This is a genomic window from Psychrobacter frigidicola (assembly GCF_007997305.1).
In the GTDB taxonomy this organism is placed as follows: Bacteria; Pseudomonadota; Gammaproteobacteria; order Pseudomonadales; family Moraxellaceae; genus Psychrobacter; species Psychrobacter frigidicola.
This window is the reverse complement of sequence record NZ_VORZ01000001.1, coordinates 915,261-937,404: the sequence shown is the minus strand read 5'-3', so window position 1 is coordinate 937,404 and position 22,144 is coordinate 915,261. Positions and strand designations below refer to the sequence as shown.

The following is a 22,144-nucleotide window of genomic DNA, read 5'->3' as shown; positions in this document are numbered from 1 at the left end:
TGTTTCCTAATTATTCTTGTGGGTCAGACATTTGTGCTGTGGCTGGGTACTAGATACTAGATATTTGTATGACGTCTTTGCCATAATGCAGGTCATCTAAAAAATTTTGTTGCCAAGTGTGTAAATCATGCTGCTGTAATCCTTGCAATAACATTTGATGTCGGGTCTTGCGCTGTGCTAATGGCATCGTTAAGGCAGTTTTTAAACCATTTATGATGCTTTTAGGCTGGTACGGATCGATAATGACGGCCGCATGCATTTGCTCGGCAGCCCCTGCATAACGTGACAGTAATAATACCCCGGGATTCTCAGGATTTTGAGCAGCAATATATTCTTTGGCAACTAAATTCATGCCATCTTTAAGCGAATTTACCCAACCGATATCGCTATGCCAAAACGCCGTCATTAATGCCTCGTGGCCTAATACCGTTTCACTATAAGTAATCGCTTGCCAATTATTTATAAAACCGTCAGTTTTAAAGGTATCTGTTCTACATTCATTAGGTAAAAATTGCTGGTTAATGTCATCAACGGCTTGTCTGACACTGGCATAAAGCCGTTGATAAACGGGTAAATCTAAGCGGCTAGGGCACGCAATTTGTAATAATTTTAGCTGATGTTGATACATAGGATATTGCTGTAAAAAGCGACGATACGCTGAAAAACGCTCTAACAAACCTTTAGAGTAATCAATCCTATCCACAGCAATGATCTGTTGTGCGGTAGATTTGGTAGTGCTTTGTTTCTTATTTCGTTTTGCAGACTGTAAAGATGAATCAATAACCTGCTGGATTTTTGCTACATTCACACCGATTGGATAGGCATTAATCGCTAAACGATGCGTGGCGCACAAGTCTAGATTAAGAAATAACTGCACACCAGCTGAGCTATTAGCTTTGACAAAACTCTGCTTGGCATGTGACGCATTTATTGGCAAATGTTTTGAAGGACTGTCTTTTAAGAAGCTACCTTTTAAATAATGCTGGAAGACGGCGAGACAGTTAGTTTTATCCTGCTGAGTTTGCGTGCCGAGCACATCATAATGGGCAAGATGCTTGATCAGCTCTAAGCTTTGATCAAGCTGTTGCCAAAACTCTAATGAGACAAATGGAATGTGCAAAAAAAAGCCGATACGATTGCTCATACCCAACTGACGGCAGTAGTACGCCACGCTTAAAAAGTGATAATCATGTACCCAAATCACATCGTCGGGTTGGACAATTTTTTTTAACTGCATAGCAAACAGACGGTTTACTTCTTGATAAACTGCATAATCTTCTGGTGCTTGACTGATTAAATCTGTTTGCTCGTGTAATAGCGGCCACAGTACATTATTGGCAAATCCGCAGTAGAAATGCTGATGTTGTTTGGTAGTTAGAGCAGTAGTGATATAGGGAATTGCTTTATTAGCTTCCTGTAGATCAGCGCTTATTAAAGTTTTTTGTTGGCCACTGATAAATTCATCGGTATCAAAGCCCTTATAAGTATTAACAATTTTGCCATTCCAGCCCATCCAAATGCCAGAGTTTTCTATTAATGCATCGTGCAATGCTACCGCAAGTCCACCTGCCATCGGCTTATTGTCGGACATTTTAACCCGATTAGATAGGACAATTAAGCGGCTCATATAGTGGGTCTCATTTTTTTGGGCAGTGGGAGGGAAAAAGTGTCTGCTAAGCCAGAAGATAGAGGGGCACGTTCTTGATAAAAGGTCAAAAAGTTATCAAGTAAAACGGTCACCTCTTGAATGTCATGCACATAATAATGGGCGCAAGTTGGCTCACTACCTACTTTAATACCCATACCCTTAACTAGTTTTTGATGTTCATCGGCTGGCCTGTTGTTCTCTATTACACTATCGCCATCTTGGATTGCAGCAAATCCTGCTTCATCGGTAATATCATCGCCTATAAAGATAGGGCAAAGCTTATCGCCGGTTTGCATATTTTCTAGCAAGGTCAAAATCGCTGTACCTTTATTCGTCCCTTTTGGGACAATCTCCCAAACATATTTACCTTCTTTCAATATCCAATCAGAATAATTTTTTAACGCTTTCGACATAATGGTATAGGCCACATCGGCTAAAGCAGGATTTTTCCGATAGTGTAGGGCAACGGAATACGGTTTATCTTCTATAGTGAAATCACCATAGAGCAAACAAGACTGGGTAATAGCTTCTCTTATGGCGGCAAGTTCGCTGGTATCAACTTGCACAATATTATTGTTTTTATTATTGCCGCCACTATCGCTGTCTTTATTCTTGGCATCATCAAGCGCTATTTCTAATCCATGAGTTGCTGCAATCGGCAACTGTATAGGAAATAGCATTTGCTTTGCTTCAGCAAGACTACGCCCTGTTACGATAGCAATGTTAACGCCCTGATTTTGTATTCTTTGTAAAAGCGTTAATGTTGTATTTGAGATGACGCTATCTTTTGGATTAAGTGTAAAATCTGCAAGCGTGCCATCTATATCCAAAAATAAACAATAGGCCTGCTGATTGGATAAATAATCGGCAAGGTTTTTTGGCTGGAGGTAGATAGACGAGCCATTTAAAATAGGGCTTCTTGCTAAGGTCACACTCTTTCCTTTTTAATAGAACATCATATAGGGCGTTGTATGTTATATGTTGGCCTAAATTAACCTAAATTCGAGATAATTTATCTGCTGAACACTACTGCTTCTTTGGATTTATTTTTCATAAAACCTATTATAAATTATCAAACTTTATAATAAGTTTGCCATAAATCCAGACATAGTTTGTTGGCGAGAAGGCTTAATTTGGCATGAGTTCTGTAACTTATTAAACCCAAAGTTACTTATACTTACCTAAGCAAAAATACAAACATGAAAAACCCCTATAATCCATTCTTTGTAAGGGTCGTAGGGTGTTTTTGCATTGAGATTAATAACTATGATTTAAAGGTTAAGCGTAGCGGATACATCACTACCTTTAACTCTAGAGGGCTTAACGTTTGGATCAAATACTAGAGACAGATAAAAAATTGATTAGTAACGCGTTCAGTCGGTAGCTAATAACTCTTTGAGCAGCTTTTTAATTGATTCTGTTGCCAGCTTATCAAATTGAAAATCCTCTGAAGGGAAGGCTGGCAAGCTATTCTTAACTAAGGCATTAAACCTACTCTCTCTTATGATTACCTAACTCAAGCAAAGAGTTTTGAGACAGTGCTTTTTACAATAAAATCATTCACTAGGATCAGCACCCGGTGGGAAGTCATGACGTAACTGTACAACATTGGCAGCAGTGACTGTATCAGTAAAATTATTGAGATCGCTATGCACATACTGCGTGACCGCTGCTATTTGCTCATCATTCATCATACTGTGAAAGGAGGGCATACCGCGCAGACCGTTAATAATCACGCTAATAATATAATATTTTGATTCCATCTTACTGTTATTGGCAAGTGGCGGATAGTAACCTGCGCCTTGTGCACCTTCACCTTTTTGCATATGACAGCCAGCACAGGAGTCGTCATACAGCTTTTTGCCATTAGTCGTTATAAACCCATGTTTGTTTTTAGAGCCGCCTTCAACGCTTTCTTCAACACTGCCTTCAAATTTTGCAAGCCACTTTTGCAGGTTAGCATCTTCAGCCATTTTTGGTAGTAAGCTGACATCGACGATATTAACTTGCGGCGACCTAAGCTCTTCTTTAGTCATATAAACCGCACCCCACGCGCCATTATTGCGACTGGCTTGATTATCAAAGACCATTTGCATGGCTTATTGCTGACTGGCAAGGGTGACAGCATTGGCTTTGGTAGTCTGACTACAGCCGGATAGCGCGACTGTTGCTCCAACACTCAAAACCATTACCGCAGTAAGTAGGTTTGGTTTCATCATATCCATGATTACCTCTAAATTTATTAACATTAACTTACTTTAATAATCATCTTAATCAACCAAGTTTTTTTGCCTTTTGATGCAGTCGCTGTGCCGCGTCCATACCGGATAAAATCGCACCTTCTTGCCATGCTGGAATGTGTGAGCAGTGCTCACCTGCCAGTACAATACGATGGTCGATAGCACATAAGGTATCGTAGTACTGGTCGCGGCTCGATTCACTCCAAATACCATAACAACCGAGTGACCATGGAATACGGTGCCAGGCAACGGAAGTCCCAGAGCGGAACTCTTTGGTGTATTGCGGATGGATATATTTGCCATACTCCAATGCTGCATTAATACGCTCTTTTGGATTTAAGGTATTAAACCGATAAGAGGCTTCGCCAAAGCCATACGCGCCAAGTAGCACGCCTGAGCCAGTGGTGAACATATCATGTGAGGGATACGAGATTTGCGAGATGGGCATATCGGTATAGCTGATACCGCCATAAATCCACTCATCTTCTTCCCAAAACCTACGTTTAAACTCCAAACCTACTTTATAAGAGGTGTCGTAAGGCACTGCTGCCATCGCTTGTTTCATTGGCGCTGACACGTTAATTTCAATTTGAGTCAATACGGATAGTGGAATAGTGCAGATACACCAATCTGCGCGCACGGTTTTAGTGGCGCCATCCATATTATTGGTAATGCTATTACTATCGATATAATCGACAGTCACGCCTGTCTCATCTTGATAAATCTTAGTCACTTTGGCATTGAACGTAATCATGTCTCGGCATTCACGAGTGAACGCATCACCGATTTTTCCCATACCGCCGACCGGCTGAAACATCGCCGGTTGATGGTTATAGACGGTATAGTTGCTATAAATATCTGACCACATGCCCGAATTTAAGAGTTTGTTCATTGGTATCGGCGTTGAAGGCTTAGCGTCAGGCATCAGACCGCCACCCGGATAAACGCTATAGCCGCGATGTTTACTGGTCTCAAGGCTTTTAACATAGCGATAATTATTATCAAGCACACCCCAGCCCTTTAGCCCTTCTAATAGCTTTTCTTTGTCCTCTTTATTGACCGTTTTATCAAGGCTGCCAGTATTGACCGCTTTAGATAATAGCTCTGAGACATAACCCCGTATGTCGCTTTGCACTTCACCTAAACGCTGCGGCGCGCCATTAAAATGAGTGGTACGATGCAGATAGGCGCGGTCATTGGTTTGGATAAAGGGCTGTAATGCGACGCCAAATTTTTTACAATAATGAAAGACAGCATAATGATGAACCGGCAACCGCCATGGTCCGCCATTAAAATAGTTGCCTTTTTTAAAGTCGCAAGTTACCTCATCGCCGCCCAGTTCCGTATATTTGTCACCAGCGTTTAGAGTCCAACTGCGACCGCCACCACGATTTTGAAACTCAAGAACAGTCACTTTATAACCGGCCTTACGGAGCTCATAGGCCGCAGTAAGCCCGCCCAATCCTGCTCCAAGTATGACGATGCTGGCACCAGCAGGCGCACCCGTTAGATTCATCTCTTGTTTAAAGCTAGACTCAGAGGCAAATCCTAACGTGGTCATCGCCTGATACATGGCCGTTGCCCCTGCGGTCTTACCAATCATGGAAAGCAGTTGCCTACGTGTAGGTGATTGAAGCATATCGTTCATTTTATTATCCTTGTTATAGAACCGTCGTCCATGACATCAGGTGGTATTAGGTGTTTGTATCGCTGGGTTAACATCTGAATTAATAGTATTTATTTTAAGATGCGTTTGACATCAGCAGCACTCACATCACTACTTTGTAGACCACCGAAATTAACTCGCACATAATTGCTGATACTGGCGATTTGGGCATGAGTTAATTCTTTCTCAAAGCCGGGCATTTTGGGTGCTGTGTTTAAAGCGCCTTTAGCACCATACGCAATAACGTTAATCAGTGCGTCTGGTTTAATACGTCGAATACTACTTAGACCAACGATAGATGAGTAGCGTGCATCGGGCTGCGCGTAACCATCCACCCCATGACAGCTACCACAAGCAGCAAGATACAGCGATTTTGGTGAGTTTTTGGCATTATTATTAGTACTAAAATTATTATTAGTATCAGTGTTAGTAGTGGCTTTTGCCTGTGCCAAATAGTCTTTTTGCTCGATTAAATTATAAGTAATAGAACGACTGACCGGACTGGGCAGCCGTGATATATCGACGGGTATCACATAGTCGTCCGTCTTGATGATAGGGATTACTTTTAGATAAGCAGCCATGGCGCTTAAGTCTGCATCGGTTAGATATTGCGTACTATGGGCAACGGCTTCAGCCATGGGTCCACCCGCATAAGCACGTTTATCGAGCATGCCAGTACGCAAATAAGTGGCAATATCTTGTTCACTCCAGCGCCCGATGCCGCTGTCATTATCTGGGGTTATATTGGGTGCATACCATTTACCGAGTGGCGCACCGGATAGATACTTTTTCTTATTAAGACCTTGCGTGATGTTACGCGGCGTATGACAAGTGCCGCAATGTTCTAAGTTATTAACCAGATATTCACCGCGTTGCTGGGTTTGGGTTAGCCCTGTACGGTTTTCGGTGGACGGCACATTAATCACATTCCAAGCCAACATTAAGGTTCTGATATTTAATGGAAACGGCAGTTTAGTGGTGTTTTCAGGATCTGCTTCTACTGGCGGTACGGTTTGAAAGTATGCAAATAACACGCTGATATCCGCATCAGCCATGCCATGATAAGACGGATAGGGCATCGCAGGATACAGCTGGTGAGTGGGCACACGGCCTTTTTGCAGCGCTTTTTTGAAGTCAGCCTCAGTATAATTACCAATGCCGTAACGTTGAGAGGGCGTTATATTGGTCGAGTAAATATTACCAATCGGGGTCTCAATCGCGACGCCGCCGCTATAGTCTTCACGGTGACAGGCCATACAATCAGCAGTACGGGCAATATAGGCGCCGCGATTGACCAAATCACTATTGGCAGGGCTAACATTGGGTAAACTGGCGGCCGGGCTAGTAGAAGGCAGACGAACACCATCAGCCATAACAGCGCTGGAAGCCATACTTAGTGCAAGTGCAGACAACATCAAAGAAAGTGGCTTCATAATATCCTCACAGGGCTGGCAAAATAGCGTTGGCAAAAAAAATCTGACAAATAATATTGAACTGTTTTTATTAAAAATAGGTTGGCTATTGTTGAGCCGCCTCAACCTAAATATTCAAAGTCAGATTTTTAGTCATACCAAATACACTATATTTCTTTATATTCCACTTAGTACGGTCAATTGTGGCGGTGAAATTGCCACCACAAACAGACTTTTCAAGAGTAGGCTTCAGGTAGCAATCAAACTTGGTCGCTATTAAGCTAATAGGATGAGTTTGACCGTGCACCGTTAATTTACCATCGGCTTGAGTGACCTTTGGATTGACTTTGTCAGACTAAATTTATAGGTGGCTGCTTGACTAACTGTACAACCTGCAAGCAATATAGCGTCCCTAGTGGCTAGTGACTAGTGACTGGCAGTAACAAAATACTGCTGGGTCAAATAAAAGTTGATTCATAACAACATTCCTTTACTGTATGACCTTACTTACGACACGATTTTTGAGAGTTTACTAGCATTACTTTATGTAGATTGAGTTTTTAAGGTTAATACAAAGATGATTATGTGGAGGAAATGAAAAAGTACTTTTTTAATTAAATATTAATCATAAAAAAACCGCCAAATAAACTAGTTATTTGGCGGTTCTGAAATACAGTGGATAGTCTAATAATTATAGCGAAATGTGCTGAGCTTGCCCTTTCTCGACAGCAAGCTTAGCCGCAGCAGAAGCGACTGCCAAATCTTGTAAGCCAACACCAGTACCGTCAAATAGCGTGATTTCATCATCTGAGCTACGACCTGGATGATCGCCGTTGATAACGTCGCCGAGGGTAGTGATGTCACTTTCTTTGATAGCGCCAGATTTAATCGCATGCTGTGCTTCACCAATACTAATCGACTGGGCGATTTCATCAGTAAATACCGTGGCAGCAGCGATTAGTGCTTCATCAACTTCCTGCTTACCAACCGTATCAGTACCCATACAAGCAATATGCGTACCTGGTTTGATCCACTCTTTCATCAGTAGCGGCTCAAATGCTGAAGTAATGGTAATGATGACATCGGCTTCTGCACATAACTGTTCGCGCTCAACAGACTCAAATGGTACGCCTAATTCTTCAGCGACGGCTTGTAGGTTACCAAGACGATCTGCATCTTTATTCCAAGCGACGACTTTTTCAAAGTTGCGTTGCTCAAGTGCCGCACGTAACTGAAAAGTAGACTGATGACCTGCACCAACCATACCCAGTACTTTACTGTCTTTACGTGCTAGATGGGCGATTGATACTGCTGATGCCGCTGCAGTACGTACTGCCGTTAAATAGTTACCACCAACAAGCGCGCGTAATTTACCATTATCAGGATTAAATAAGAAAATCGTTGATTGATGGTTGGTCAAGCCTTTAGCTGCATTACCTGGCCAATAGCCACCTGATTTTAGACCAAGCGATTTACCTGCACGGTCAAAACCTGATTTAAAGCCATATAGTGCATCAGCATAGCCAATCGCTTCGCGAATAACCGGGAAGTTATAAGCGTCACCACGTGACATTGCTGCAAATACATTTTCAACCGCTTTAAATGCAGAAGGGCGATCAATCACTGATTTACAAGCATCTTCTGATACGATCAACAGACCTTCGTTGTTTTCTTCACTCATTATAAATTCCTTTTTATACTTCTTAATTTGCAATTTTTAAATAAAAATGGGCTGTTGTAGGCTAAAGCTACAACAGCCCATTTAAAAAATCAAACTCATTCAGCGTGCGGCTTTCAGCGTCTAATAATTAGTACGCGCGACCACGTGCAGATACAGGCCATACGGTTTCAACTTTACCGTTACGGACACCAACATAAAAATCATGGATGTTACAAGTAGGATCACAATGACCCGGTACAAGTTTCAGTTTTTCATTGATTTTTAATACGGCATGAGGATCACTTACCACGCCATGCTCGTCTGAACATTTAACATATTCAACATCGTCACGACCGTAGATAAATGGTAGGCCACTGTCTACCGATTGCGCTTTTAGACCTGCGTCAACAATCGCTTTGTCAGGTTTAGCATGGCTCATAACTGACGTTAGGATGAATAAAGCATTTTCCCACTCACCAGCATCGATACGGTTGCCATCTTCATCTAGGATACGACCGTAGTCAGCGTCCATGAATGCGTAAGAACCACACTGTAATTCGTTGAAAACACCTGAATTACTTTCGAAGTAATAACTACCCGTACCGCCACCTGAAACGAATTCTGGTTTTAGGCCGATTTCAGTCAATGCATCAATGGCATGTTGTACTTGAGCAATAGCAATTTCGGTTTTAGCTTTACGATCGCTAAAGCTGTCCATGTGCTGCATTGCACCTTGATAAGCTTGAATACCAGTAAATTTGATATTTTCAGCAGCATCAATCGCTTTAGCGATTTCAACAACAGCTTCTGTAGTAGTCACACCACAACGACCTGCGCCACAGTCAATTTCGATATAGCAATTAATTTCAGTGCCTGCTTCAGTTGCTGCAGCTGATAACTCAGCAGCACTATCAACATCATCGACACAAACGGTAATTTTTGCACCCAATTTAGGTATGTTTGCTAAACGCTTAAGTTTGGCTGGCTCACGTACTTGGTTTGATACCAAAATGTCTTTGATGCCGCCACGTGCAAATACTTCAGCCTCAGAAACTTTCTGACAGCATACGCCGACAGCGCCGCCAAGCTCTTGTTGCAGTTTTTGAACGTCAACTGATTTGTGCATTTTACCATGGCTGCGGTGACGCATATTATGGTCTTTCGCATAATCGCCCATCTTTTTGATGTTGCGCTCAAGAGCATCAAGATCTAAGATCAGGCAAGGGGTTTGGATATCTGCTTCATCCATACCAACAGATGCAGGGACGTTAAAACCAACTTCTAATTCTTCAGTAATCATATTCGAACTCCATTTGTTTTCATTAGTTTTATAAAAATGCGTTTACATGTACGCATAGCTTGCGTTTAATCAACACTTTATTTGTGCTTGGTACAAAGCTAATTAGTTCCAAGGCAATTTATCAAGATCAACGTTACCACCAGTGATGATGACGCCTACTTTTTTACCGGCAAAAACCTCTTTGTTCTTTAAGATAACAGCGAGCGGTACGGCACAGCTTGGCTCTATAACGATTTTCATATGAGTCCAAGTAAGCTTCATCGCTTCAATGATTTCTTCTTCGGTCGCCGTCAAAATATCAGTCACATAGTTACTGACAAAATGCCAAGTTAAGTCTTTAAGCGGCACTTTTAGACCATCAGCAACGGTATCAGGTGCATCATCAGCTATAATATGACCGGCTTTAAATGAGCGCGCAGCATCGTCAGCGTTTACTGGTTCTGCAGCATAGATTTTGACATCTGGCGCTAGATTAGATAGCGTTAAGCACGTACCTGAAATCATACCGCCGCCGCCAATAGGTGCCACTACCATGTCAGGTTTCACACCAATTTCTTCCATTTGCTCTAAAAACTCACGTGAACAAGTAGCTTGTCCGGCAATGACGCGTGGATCATTGTATGGATGAACAAAATCACCGCCAGTTTCCGCCTGAACTTTAGCGAACACTTCTTCACGTGACGTGGTTGATGGTTGGCATTCAGTAATAATACCGCCGTAACCACGTACCGCTGCTTTTTTAGCTTCTGGTGCGCTATAAGGCATGACCACATTACACGGTATACCACGGCGACCTGCCGCATAAGATAAAGATAGGGCATGGTTACCTGAGCTGTGCGTACAGACACCGTTTTTGGCTTCTTCTTCAGAGAGACCAAAAACGGCATTTGATGCGCCACGAACTTTAAAGGCACCGGCTTTTTGAAAGTTCTCACATTTAAAGAACATCTCACAGCCTGCCAACTCATTTAAAAACCGAGAGGTCATAACTGGTGTGCGATGGATGTATGGCTTAATACGCTCATGCGCCTCTAGCATATCATCAAGGGTTGGAATCACTAATCCGTCTTCGTTTGTGATCATAAAAAATAGTCCTTCATCTTTTGTTTAATTACTTGTTATTCAGTGGCTTTTATTTATTTATTTAGTTGGTGCTGTGTTGCGATAATACTCTTGCGCAGCAGCAACGCCTTGACCCAGTTGAATAGGATAATCCAAATCAACCATCGCCATCTCAATCGTTGCAAGCCCAGCTAGTACCATGACTTCAGTCAATGAACCTAAATGACCTATTCTGAAAGCTTTACCATTCATCTCGCCTAAACCAATACCAAAAGAGATACCATATTTATTAAAGGCATGATCGGTCAGCTCATTACTATCAAAGCCTTCAGGAACGAAGATGGCGCTTACGGTATTAGAGTAAAGATCAGGAGTTTGCGCACATAGTTTAAAGCCCCATGCGCTAACCGCTTGGCGTACGCCTTCGGCCAAACGATAATGACGTGCATAGACGTTTTCAAGCCCTTCCTCAGACAACATCTTGAGACTTTCTCTTAAACCATAAATTAGGTTTAATGGTGGTGTATAAGGAAAGCCGCCATTGGCATTCGCTTTTAACATATCACGGAAGTCAAAATAGGTGCGTGGTAGCTTAGCTTCATCCATATGACTCAGGGCTTTTTGACTAACGCCTAAGACAGCCATACCTGTTGCAAGCATAAAGCCTTTTTGTGAACCAGCAACCGCAACATCCACACCCCATGCATCCATCTCAAAAGGTACAGAAGCAATTGAGCTGACGCCATCTACAAATAGTAGAGCGGGATGAGCGGCGCTATCTATAGCTTTACGAACAGCGCCAATATCACTCATTACCCCAGTCGCTGTTTCATTATGCGTGACCATAACTGCTTTTATCTCGTGCTCTGTATCTGCACTTAAAATGGCCTCAAATTGATCTGCAGGTGCGCCAGTACCCCAAGGACATTCAATGACTTGCACATCGAGTCCGTGACGCTGACACATATCAATCCAGCGATGAGAAAACATACCATAGCGTGCAATCAAAACTTTATCACCAGGTGATAGAGTATTACTGATAGCTGCTTCCCACCCGCCTGTTCCGCTAGAGGTGAATAGCAGAACCTCACCATCTTCTGTGCCAATTACTTCTTTAACACCAGCAAGTACTGGTAAGAAAGTGTCTGAGAAATCAGGGGCACGATGATCTTGTGACGGCACATTCATTGCGCGACGTAGTCTGTCTGGAATATTGGTAGGACCAGGAATAAAAATTGGGTTTTGTTGTGACATGATTCACATCCTTGTAAGTGTGTATAAAGGTGACACAAAAATAGTATATGTAGGTTATCAAGCAGATTTAATGCAAGAGTCTTCCTGACCCATACAGTTTTGTTTTTTGTTGTTTGCAGTTTTTACGTGTTTTACATATTTTGCGAGTTTTATAGATTTTAAAAATTAACCATGTCAAAAGAAAGGGGTTGCAGGTGATTTATCACTCTACTGCTTACTGCTTACTTTTTATGGCTTTTCTTGCGGTAACGGTTTTTACGAAGGCTAGACTAAGAGGTTTTGATTGAAAAAGTGTAGACACTCATCAACCGATTGAAATATAGCATTAATAGCAAGTCGTAACAAGGTTATTTTAAATAACCCTTGTACTATATCGTTCTCAACTATTGCAATGATGACCTATGCGGTCGAATACGTAAACTTTAACTTGGAATATTTTGATTAAGTAGCCTGACGATGAGAGGCAAACCACATCTATCTTAGCGTTTTTTATAGCTTAAAATTTTTTGAATCCTAACCTCACTTTGAGTGCATAGCATACTAAATCTTCTGTCATGCGCTTATTGATGGCAAAGCCAGTAAGATTTTTAGTGTAGAGGTCTTTGACACCTCCTAAATATAACCAGTCCTCGAGGGTCTAGATATAGTTGATGTCGCTTACCCTGAGAAACATTGCTTTGCAAGATTGGGGCAATTGGCACTAAGTTTCTGAACTAATATATTTAAATAGACCAGCTTGTTATGATTTGAGTTGGTGGTGACATTAAAGCGCTTATGGCGACGGTAAGCAATGTTATGCTCTTCTTTAGGGTTTCTGACCATTTGTTTGCTGCTTGCGAATTTCACGACTAACCCAAGTCATAATGGCTTGATGGCTTAACTTCCAGTACGCAGCATATACGCATAATACTATGTACTTACGGATTGGCTTCAATAAAATCGTACTTTACGAGCTATCATAAGTTCAGTATCATATGGTGCTGTACCAACACACTTACCTCGGCTGGTTTTTATGCCAATTTGATAACGTTTGTATCGCTATTCATAAGTACTGTGCAGCTACATTCAAGTGAGCAGTATTAACTGTTATCTTTTTGACACCTTCCGCTTTAAATTCTGTACTATATCTTTGGATTTTCTTGGTCATGATAAACTCCTCGTCGAGAGGTTAGTTTAACTTTACGATTTCCCCAGAATAGCCCAATCTCTAACTGACGACAAACTGTTTATTCAATGAAGCAAACACAATAAAACAATCCCTTCGTTATCAATACTGAAGGCTTATGGAAGAGATTTAATTTGTTATGGGTATCAATCTTTAATTGTGTGGATTTGAATAGTTTTAAAAAAGTTAGATAAAGACATGAATTTAAACAATTTCTATTATTTACTGAATCAGTAAAAATATTTAAACCATTAACTTTGTACCACAATACACCTTTAATAAGAAGATTTTATTATGCAAAACAAACGTCCGTTATATATCCCCTTTGCAGGTCCTGCACTCTTAGAAACCCCTTTACTAAATAAAGGCAGCGCTTTTTCACCAGAAGAGCGTGATAGCTTTAACTTAACCGGTTTATTGCCTCATAATATTGAGACGATTGAAGAGCAATCCTTACGTGCCTATCATCAACTTTCCTCATTCATCACTGATATAGATAAGCATATTTACTTGCGTAATATACAAGATACCAATGAGACGTTATTTCATCATCTGATTGAGCAACATATTGAGGAGGTCATGCCTCTCATTTATACCCCGACAGTTGGTCAAGCGTGTGAGAAATTCTCGCAAATTTATCGCCGTAAACGTGGTTTATTTATCTCTTATCCTGAGCGCCACAAAATCGATGATATGCTACAAAATGCCACCAAGCAAAAAGTAAAAGTGATCGTTGTCACCGATGGTGAACGTATCTTAGGCCTAGGTGATCAAGGTATTGGCGGCATGGGTATTCCCATTGGTAAATTAGCGCTATATACCGCTTGTGGTGGTATTAGCCCAGCGTATTGTCTCCCCATTTTATTAGATGTCGGCACCAATAATCAGCAGTTACTTGATGATCCTATGTATATGGGTTGGAGAAATCCACGGATTTCTGGTGATGAGTATAATGAATTTGTAGACTTGTTTATTCAAGCAGTTAAGCGTCGTTGGCCAGAAGTATTATTACAATTTGAAGATTTTGCTCAAGAAAACGCAACCCCATTATTGAATAAATATCGTGATGAGCTGTGCTGTTTTAATGACGATATTCAAGGCACGGCTGCTGTTTCTGTTGGTACTTTGATAGCAGCATGTTTGAATAAAGGTCAGAAACTTAGTGAACAAAGAATAGCATTTTTAGGTGCAGGTTCAGCCGGTTGTGGTATTGCAGAACATATTGTTCGCCAAATGCAGCGTGAAGGGTTGACAGAAGAGCAGGCTCGTAAACAGGTATTCATGGTTGACCGTTATGGTCTGCTAACAGATGACATGACAGAGCTACAAGCTTTCCAAGCTCCGCTAGTGCAAAAGAAAGCAGATATTGAAAGTTGGGATAAGAGTCAAGAACTTAGTTTATTGCATGTGGTTGAACAAGCAAAAATAACGGTATTGTTTGGCGTTAGTGGACAAAAAGGTCTGTTTACCAAAGAAATAGTCGAAGCCTTATGTTTTAATACAAAAAATCCAATTGTATTACCACTGTCAAATCCAACGTCTCGTATTGAAGCCACACCGCAGGAAGTGACCAATTGGAGTCATGGTAAGGCTATTGTTGCAACGGGAAGTCCTTTCCCTAATACGACTTTTGAAGGTCAATCTTTTGAGGTTTCGCAGTGTAATAACAGCTATATCTTCCCAGGTATTGGTCTAGGTGTTTTAGCATCTCGTGCGACGGGTATTAGTGATAATATGCTGACCGCGGCAAGCCAGGCACTGGCAGACATCTCAATTGAATATGAAAAAGCACCTGGCGCAATATTACCGCCAATTAAATTTATCAGAGAGATAAGTGAAAAAATAGCCTATGCAGTGGCACTACAGGCGGTTGAAGATGGCTTAGCATTACCTGTAACCGCAGAAAATTTAGAACGTCGATTGACCTCTAACTTCTGGTTACCTAAATACCGCAACTATCGTCGTACTTCTTTCTAGATTTTAGAAAGCGATCATAAAAAAGCCGAATGCTACTGTTATAAGTAGCATTCGGCTTTTTTATTTTACTTTGTTAAAGTTTAAGCAATAAGAAACCCTTACAGTCTAATGACGGTAAGGGTTTCTATTGTTTCTAATATATGGTGGGCCCAGTAGGACTTGAACCTACGACCAAAGGATTATGAGTCCTCTGCTCTAACCAACTGAGCTATGGGCCCTAACGTTAGACGCACAATGATACCTGATTTTTTAAGTTTTTCAAGTAAAAGATAACAAGTAACCCTATATTTTTTAAATATCACTGCCTGCCAGGGTTAAACTACGTCCGCCATCAACAGTAATAATCTGACCAGTGACATAATTGGCTTGGGCCAAATAGAGCACACTATGAGCAATATCGTCAGGCATACCGATACGCTGCATAGGAATAGAGGAGATAATGCTTTGTTGCCGCTGCTTATCAAGTGCTTGATCACTATCAGCGTCTGGCAGGATATTAACCCCAGGGGCAACACCATTGACACGTACATGTGGTGCCATATCGAGTGCAAGTGACTGTACCATCATCCGGTGTGCAGCCTTAGCCATGTTATAGACGGTATAACCACTAAAGGGTTTATCATGAGCGTGAATATCTAATAGGCTAATAATACAGCCATGCTGCGCTTGCAAATAAGGCAACAATGCTTGGCTTAGGAGCAATGGTGCTTTGGCATTGGTTAAAAATAACTCATCCCATACGTTGTAATCAATGCTACCAACGGGAGTGGGATAAAATCGCGACGCATTATGTACTAATACATCAAGCTGACCGAAAGTTTGAATGACAGTCTGGGTAAACTGGTCTAATAAATTACTATCATAAACAAGAGCTAGATCTGCAACAATAACGGCTGCGCTATTAGTACGATTCTCATTAAGAGTAGCGGCTAAACTGTCTGCTTGTTGTTTACTTTTATAGCAGTGGATAATTACCCGATAGCCTTGAGCGTGCGCTGCTTGAATAATGGCTGACCCAATACGCTTAGCGCTACCAGTGACTAGCATCACTGGGGCTTGTTTATCAGTAGCTTCAGGACGGATAGGATGTTGGTGATTAAAGTAGCTCATAAGTTAAGACAGATTGCTTTGTGTTTGTAGTTGTGCTTGTAGCTGTTCAATACGGGCTTGACGTAGCGCTGCACCGATAGCAGGGCCCTTAAGGTCTGGGGCAATTGCGTCCATAGTGATTGCATGGAAACTATTGAGCGCTAACATCATTTGCCGATGCTGGCGTGCCAACTGTAATACATGACTGGTGACCAATAACTGCGAGAGTTTATCAGGCTCTTTATGTGCGTTACATGCTTGAATAAGGTCGATTTTCTGTGCCGCTGTTAATTGCTCTACAGCTATTAGATGTACGGCTTGCTGAACGAGTAAAGTAGCAAACTGGGTTTGCGCTTTGGGTACTTTAGCGCTGTTGCTAATACTAGCAATATTTTTTAATGGCAGCATCGGCTTATCAATAGTAGCAATAGAGTCGTTTGTAATATTGAATAGCGACTCATCAAGACTTGCCATCAATAATGCCCAACGTTGAGATAAGTTTAGCTGCATTTGCGCGGCAAAATAGAGAGCGGTCTGCACCGTTTCGCGCACGTGAGTATTTGCCCAAGCCTGATGTAGTGGAGAAAAAAACTCAGTCAGTGCGCCAATAGAGAATAGTTGCTGCCAGTATACTTGTGGAGAGGTTTGCATCATCGCGCGGCTGGATTCTTGCCAAATACGCTCGGCACTTAAATGGTTAAGCTCATTACTAGCAACCAGCTTGCGCATTAATGCTAAAGTCTCATCAGCGACGCTAAAGCCTAAATCATAATAACGGCTATAAAAGCGTGCGACGCGCAACACTCTTAACGGGTCTTCGCTAAAGGCATCGGACACATGGCGTAAGACCTTAGCTTCAATATCATCTAGACCATTATAATAGTCAATAACTTCACCCGTGATAGGAGTATCATCAGTTAAACCAGTTACTTCTATTGCCATCGCATTGAGCGTTAAGTCGCGACGTTGTAAGTCATCGAATAGGGTGACATCCGGGCTGGCATGAACGCTAAAGCCTTGATAGCCATGCCCAAGCTTACGTTCAGTACGGGCGAGGGCATATTCTTCTTGAGTAATGGGGTGCAAAAATACGGGAAAGTCAGCACCGACTTGATGGAACCCTGCTGCTAGCATCTCTGTAACTGTCGTACCTACTACTACAAAATCCTTATCTGTAATAGGACGCCCTAATAACTCATCACGTACCGCGCCACCAACGAGATAGACCTGCATCGTAACCTCTTATAGTTAATTATATTAAAATAAATTTTCAGATGATACAGCTGTCAAATTTTTTATCAAAAAAAACCAGCTCGTACCTTTGTTACAATGGCACTCGCTGGTTTTATTATAACAGACTGCTATCATTAACTAATAATAGGCGCAGATGAACCTAGCACTTATAAATCAGCATTAGCTGCTTCACTCTCTAAGTCTTGCGCTTCAGTCACGGCAAGGGCGGTCATATTCACCACACGACGCGCCGTCGCTGATGGGGTTAAGATATGTACTGGCTTATTTGCGCCCAATAGAATAGGACCAATCGTTGCGCTACCTGTCGCTGTTTTGAGTAGGTTAAATGAGATATTAGCGGCATCTACCGTTGGTAAGATAAGCAGGTTTGCCGCCCCTTTTAGGGTGCTAGAAGGCAAGTCGTGAGCGCGGATATTGATATCTAACGCTGCATCTCCTTGCATTTCGCCATCGAAATCAAAGTCGACCTTCATATCGGTAAGCAGCTCATGAACCTTACGCATTTTCACTGCGCTGGCACGGTCTGACGTACCAAAGTTGGAATGCGATACCAAAGCCACACGTGGGGTGATGCTAAAGCGGCGCAATTGTTCAGCAGCTAAGACCGTCATTTCAGCCAATTGTTCAGCGGTAGGGTCTTCATGGATATAAGTATCAGCAATAAAGATATTGCGATCCTGCATTAAGACAGCATTCATCGCATAAAAATCGCTGACGCCTTCTTTTTTGCCGATGACATTTTGAACATATTTGAGATGCAGGTGATAATGACCAAAAGTACCGCAAATCATACCGTCTGCATCGCCATTATTGACCAGTAATGAGCCGATTAGGGAGGTTTTACGACGGGTATCACGGCGTGCAAGTTCGATACTGACACCATTGCGCTTATTCTTCTCGTAGTAGCCTTTCCAATAATCTTTGTAGCGGGGATCATCATCAATGTTGACGATTGTAATATTGACACCATCTTCTAGACGTAAGCTGAGCTTTTCGATATTTGTCTTAATAACGGACGGACGACCAACCAAGATAGGGTGCGCTAGACCCTCATCAACCACTACCTGAACGGCAAGTAAAATATTATTGTCTTCGCCTTCACAGTAAACAATGCGCTTAGGATCTGACTTAGCGCGTGCAAAGATAGGCTTCATGACAAAGGCTGAGTTATAAACGAACTCAGACAGGCTCTGACGATAGGCTTTGAGATCATCAATAGGCAATGTCGCAACGCCAGTATCCATCGCAGCTTTTGCAACAGCAGAGGCAATCTCAATGATAAGGTTTGGCTCTAGTGGTCCTGGAATCAAATAGTCACGACCAAAGCTTGGAGTGCTTTCAATGTTTTTAACGTTGCTCATTGGCGTTGCCTCAACATGCGCCATCGCTGCAATCGCACGTACGCAGGCAATCTTCATCTCTTCGTTGACGGTCGTTGCGCCAACGTCTAATGCACCGCGAAAGATATAAGGGAAGCACAAGGCATTATTAACTTGGTTTGGATAGTCTGAGCGACCCGTTGCCATGATAACATCTGGGCGTACAGCATGAGCCACTTCTGGCATAATCTCAGGCGTTGGGTTGGCAAGTGCGAAGATAATAGGATCTTTTGCCATACGGCGAACCATATCAGCACTCAACGTTCCGGGCATAGACAAGCCTAAGAACATATCCACATCATCGATAAGCTCGTCAATGGTGGTGGCTGTCGTATCACGAGCATAAAGCTGTTTTGTTTCATCTAAGTTTTCACGGCTAGTGGTAATTATACCGCGTGAGTCAGAAACATAGATATTGTCTTTATTAACGCCAAGTGCGCAGATAATATTTAGACACGAAATCGCTGCTGCGCCTGCGCCTGAACAGATAACTTTGATATCTTCAATTTTTTTGCCTGTTATTAATAAGGCATTGAGCATAGCGGCGGCAACAATGATTGAGGTGCCATGTTGGTCATCATGGAAGACGGGGATGTTCATACGTTTACGCAATTCACGCTCTATTTTGAAACATTCTGGCGCTTTGATATCCTCTAAGTTAATACCACCAAATGTCGGTTCAAGAGCGGCAACCGCTTCGATGAACTTATCCGGATCATCTTGAGCAATTTCTAAATCGAAAACATCGATACCAGCGAATTTTTTGAATAGAACCCCTTTACCTTCCATGACCGGTTTTGAGGCCAACGGACCGATGTTGCCTAAGCCCAATACTGCCGTACCGTTGGTGATAACACCGACTAAGTTACTACGCGCTGTATATTTGGCCGCTAAGGTTGGGTCTCTTTGGATTTCAAGACAAGGGACTGCCACACCTGGCGAATAAGCCAATGCCAAGTCATGTTGATTGGCCAGCTGCTTAATCGGCGTGACCGAGATTTTACCCGGTCGCGGGTGTGAATGGTAATGTAGAGCGGCTCGTTCGAACTGCTCTTTGTCCGTGTTATGAGTATCCGTATTCAAAGTGGTATCGTCATTCATAGTCATCGCCATTGTTAGAATAAATTGGAATAAAACAAACCGTGATAAAGATAAGTTAACGCTTTAACCTATACCGATAATGGTTAAATATTTAATATAAGCAATAAAAGCTGGCGCAAAATTAATCCGTTAGTAAACACCATAAACATTCTGAAAAAGAACGCCTGCTAACCAGAAAGTTATTCTAGCACTAATGGTAATTCACTGGCTAGGTAACAGGTAATCAATATGCGAATATATAGTAAGTTGACGTGTAGTATTTATTATATTGATGATAGAAGTTACTTATTAAGCAAAAATATTGAATTTATCACTTAATAAGCGATAGTAATAGGATGAACCAGCAACTCTAGTAAAATATGCAATTAAGATGAGCAGCTAATGGGCAGTTGCGGCGCGTTCGGCATTGGCGGGCGACTGTCTAAATCAGTAGCAATGTCTTGTACTATATAGGGAGTACTAAGCAACTCAAAAAGCCGTGCTACTTCTTCAAATTGTCCTTGTTCTGCGGCATCAATGGCGTGTTGAGCCATACTATTGCGCAGTACATAGACCGGATTATTAGTCCGCATACTTTCAATGGTTTGCTGTTTTGTCAGATGAATTTGCTGCCCAATAAATGTTAAATAACGCGTTGACCAGTCTTGCCAAACCTCAAGTGCTTCAGCATTTAATTCTGTCAGCATGGTTTCTAGCAGCTGTTGCTCATAGGGAAAATCTGTTGGCGCAACCAGTGCTAATAAGCTGCGAAAACTATTGGTATAATCGAGTAGATTGTCCTCTAACAAGGTTAAGAACTCAAAAGCTAAGGTTAAGCTAGCAGATTGATGCGGCAGTCCCAGCTTTTGGCACAGACCGATTTGATAATGTTGCATAAAGGTTGGCTCATAGACTGATAAGCAATCTGCCAAGCTATCACGGGTGACTCCAGCTTGGGTCAAGCGCATAAAGTGCGGCAACCAGGTATTCATATTCCAGTGGCCAATCGCCGGCTGGTTTTGGAAGGCGTAGCGACCACTATGGTCGGAGTGATTATTAATCCAAGCAGGATTAAAGCGCTCCATAAAACCAAAAGGGCCAAAGTCTAAGGTACTGCCGGTAATGGATAAGTTATCGGTATTCATCACCCCATGGGCAAAACCAATCAGCTGCCAATCAGCAATCATCCGCGCCGTACGCGTAACGACCGACTCCAAAAATGCCAACACGGGTGATGCGCTGTCACGGCACTCTGGATAGTAAGTATCAATCATATAGTCAGTAAATTCACCCAATAAATCAGGGGCAAAGCTAGCAATCCACTCGACATGACCGAGCCGAATATGACTGTCAGCAACTCGCATCATTGCCGCCCCAGCTTCTATCCGTTCGCGGCGCACTGGCGTATCAGACACCACAAAGCCCAGCGCGTTAGAAGAGGGAATTCCTAAATTAATCAGGGCATGACCACATAGATATTCGCGAATGGTGCTACGTAATACTGCGCGTCCATCACCCATCCGCGAGTAGGGCGTCAGACCACTGCCTTTAAGATGCAAGTCTTGTAATTGGTCATTATTGTCGATTACCTGTGCCATTAATAAGCCGCGACCATCCCCCAATTGACCTGCCCATTGCCCAAACTGGTGACCGGCGTAGGCCATCGATAAAGGTGCAAACTCTGTAGGCACATAATGACCGCCAATAATTTCCACCCAGCGTGCCATTAAATCGTCATCATCTGCCCACCCAAGCTGCTCAGCAACTTGAGTATTAAAGTGTCCTGCACGTGGGTTGTTAAGAGGAGTAGGCAGTTGACGATTATAAAGACGGGTGTCTAATTTTACATAAGTATTGTGATAGCGCATATAAAGTGTCCGTATGACGTTATAAAAATATCAAACCACTATAACATAGCCTAAAAAGACACTAATTGAAAATTGCTTAACTAAAACGAT

13 protein-coding genes, 1 tRNA gene and 3 pseudogenes are annotated in these 22,144 nt (G+C 42.2%); 1 reads left to right on the top strand and 16 read right to left on the bottom strand.

The window, feature by feature from the left end; translation table 11 throughout:
- Nucleotides 1-49: 49 nt before the first annotated feature.
- The 11 genes and pseudogenes from ES754_RS03820 to ES754_RS12200 form a co-directional block, all read right to left on the bottom strand.
- Nucleotides 50-1,627 carry an alpha,alpha-trehalose-phosphate synthase (UDP-forming) gene (locus ES754_RS03820; protein WP_147222198.1) on the bottom strand — a complete coding sequence of 526 codons (1,578 nt, stop codon included), beginning with the start codon at nt 1,625-1,627 and terminating at the stop codon, nt 50-52.
- A complete protein-coding gene (otsB, locus tag ES754_RS03815) occupies nt 1,624-2,580 on the bottom strand; it encodes a trehalose-phosphatase (RefSeq protein ID WP_147222197.1) in 957 nt (318 codons plus the stop codon). The genes ES754_RS03820 and otsB overlap by 4 nt, the downstream gene beginning before the upstream one ends.
- Before the next feature lie 624 nt (nt 2,581-3,204).
- Nucleotides 3,205-3,873 (bottom strand): annotated as a pseudogene (locus ES754_RS03810) (cytochrome c).
- Between the two features lie 49 nt (nt 3,874-3,922).
- Complete coding sequence (locus tag ES754_RS03805) at nt 3,923-5,536, bottom strand: flavin monoamine oxidase family protein (protein WP_147222195.1); 1,614 nt, start codon at nt 5,534-5,536, stop codon at nt 3,923-3,925.
- A gap of 89 nt (nt 5,537-5,625) precedes the next feature.
- Nucleotides 5,626-6,987: a cytochrome c gene (locus tag ES754_RS03800; protein WP_147222193.1), complete on the bottom strand. Its 1,362-nt coding sequence runs from the start codon at nt 6,985-6,987 to the stop codon at nt 5,626-5,628.
- Nucleotides 6,988-7,093: 106 nt separating this feature from the next.
- Nucleotides 7,094-7,294 (bottom strand): annotated as a pseudogene (locus ES754_RS03795) (YceI family protein); the annotation flags it as partial.
- A gap of 363 nt (nt 7,295-7,657) precedes the next feature.
- The gene (gene bhcD / locus ES754_RS03790; RefSeq protein WP_147222188.1) at nt 7,658-8,647 is read right to left on the bottom strand and encodes an iminosuccinate reductase BhcD; all 990 of its coding nucleotides are present in this window, start codon (nt 8,645-8,647) and stop codon (nt 7,658-7,660) included.
- A gap of 127 nt (nt 8,648-8,774) precedes the next feature.
- On the bottom strand, nt 8,775-9,926 hold the full coding sequence (gene bhcC / locus ES754_RS03785; protein WP_147222186.1) for a 3-hydroxy-D-aspartate aldolase BhcC: 1,152 nt from the start codon (nt 9,924-9,926) through the stop codon (nt 8,775-8,777).
- A gap of 102 nt (nt 9,927-10,028) precedes the next feature.
- Nucleotides 10,029-11,009, bottom strand: a complete 981-nt coding sequence (gene bhcB / locus ES754_RS03780) for a beta-hydroxyaspartate dehydratase BhcB (protein ID WP_147222184.1) — start codon at nt 11,007-11,009, stop codon at nt 10,029-10,031.
- 57 nt (nt 11,010-11,066) lie between these two features.
- Complete coding sequence (gene bhcA, locus ES754_RS03775) at nt 11,067-12,242, bottom strand: L-aspartate--glyoxylate aminotransferase BhcA (RefSeq protein ID WP_147222182.1); 1,176 nt, start codon at nt 12,240-12,242, stop codon at nt 11,067-11,069.
- Nucleotides 12,243-12,756: 514 nt separating this feature from the next.
- Nucleotides 12,757-13,389: pseudogene (locus ES754_RS12200) on the bottom strand (transposase family protein); the annotation flags it as partial.
- 312 nt (nt 13,390-13,701) lie between these two features.
- Here ES754_RS12200 and ES754_RS03770 point away from each other — a divergent pair.
- Entirely contained in the window at nt 13,702-15,384 is a 1,683-nt protein-coding gene (locus ES754_RS03770; protein WP_147222180.1) for an NAD-dependent malic enzyme, read from the top strand.
- A 141-nt stretch (nt 15,385-15,525) separates the two neighbouring features.
- Here ES754_RS03770 and ES754_RS03765 read toward each other — a convergent pair.
- From ES754_RS03765 to ES754_RS03745, 5 genes are all read right to left on the bottom strand, one after another.
- Nucleotides 15,526-15,602 (bottom strand) — tRNA-Ile (locus ES754_RS03765).
- Between the two features lie 73 nt (nt 15,603-15,675).
- The gene (locus tag ES754_RS03760; protein ID WP_147222178.1) at nt 15,676-16,494 is read right to left on the bottom strand and encodes a pteridine reductase; all 819 of its coding nucleotides are present in this window, start codon (nt 16,492-16,494) and stop codon (nt 15,676-15,678) included.
- A gap of 3 nt (nt 16,495-16,497) precedes the next feature.
- Nucleotides 16,498-17,706, bottom strand: coding sequence for a tRNA nucleotidyltransferase/poly(A) polymerase-related protein (locus ES754_RS03755; RefSeq protein WP_147222176.1), 1,209 nt, complete (start codon nt 17,704-17,706; stop codon nt 16,498-16,500).
- A 167-nt stretch (nt 17,707-17,873) separates the two neighbouring features.
- Complete coding sequence (locus tag ES754_RS03750; protein ID WP_147222174.1) at nt 17,874-20,207, bottom strand: NADP-dependent malic enzyme; 2,334 nt, start codon at nt 20,205-20,207, stop codon at nt 17,874-17,876.
- Nucleotides 20,208-20,572: 365 nt separating this feature from the next.
- Entirely contained in the window at nt 20,573-22,054 is a 1,482-nt protein-coding gene (locus tag ES754_RS03745; RefSeq protein ID WP_147222172.1) for a protein adenylyltransferase SelO, read from the bottom strand.
- Between the last annotated feature and the right edge of the window lie 90 nt (nt 22,055-22,144).

Excerpts from the sequence above, each read along its gene's own strand:
- bhcA (WP_147222182.1), bottom strand. The coding sequence starts at position 12,242 with ATGTCACAACAAAACCCAATTTTTATTCCTGGTCCTACCAATATTCCA.
- ES754_RS03750 (WP_147222174.1), bottom strand. The coding sequence starts at position 20,207 with ATGAATGACGATACCACTTTGAATACGGATACTCATAACACGGACAAA.
- ES754_RS03820 (WP_147222198.1), bottom strand. The coding sequence starts at position 1,627 with ATGAGCCGCTTAATTGTCCTATCTAATCGGGTTAAAATGTCCGACAAT.
- bhcB (WP_147222184.1), bottom strand. The coding sequence starts at position 11,009 with ATGATCACAAACGAAGACGGATTAGTGATTCCAACCCTTGATGATATG.
- ES754_RS03805 (WP_147222195.1), bottom strand. The coding sequence starts at position 5,536 with ATGAACGATATGCTTCAATCACCTACACGTAGGCAACTGCTTTCCATG.
- ES754_RS03745 (WP_147222172.1), bottom strand. The coding sequence starts at position 22,054 with ATGCGCTATCACAATACTTATGTAAAATTAGACACCCGTCTTTATAAT.
- ES754_RS03760 (WP_147222178.1), bottom strand. The coding sequence starts at position 16,494 with ATGAGCTACTTTAATCACCAACATCCTATCCGTCCTGAAGCTACTGAT.
- ES754_RS03755 (WP_147222176.1), bottom strand. The coding sequence starts at position 17,706 with ATGCAGGTCTATCTCGTTGGTGGCGCGGTACGTGATGAGTTATTAGGG.
- bhcC (WP_147222186.1), bottom strand. The coding sequence starts at position 9,926 with ATGATTACTGAAGAATTAGAAGTTGGTTTTAACGTCCCTGCATCTGTT.
- bhcD (WP_147222188.1), bottom strand. The coding sequence starts at position 8,647 with ATGAGTGAAGAAAACAACGAAGGTCTGTTGATCGTATCAGAAGATGCT.
- ES754_RS03770 (WP_147222180.1), top strand. The coding sequence starts at position 13,702 with ATGCAAAACAAACGTCCGTTATATATCCCCTTTGCAGGTCCTGCACTC.
- ES754_RS03800 (WP_147222193.1), bottom strand. The coding sequence starts at position 6,987 with ATGAAGCCACTTTCTTTGATGTTGTCTGCACTTGCACTAAGTATGGCT.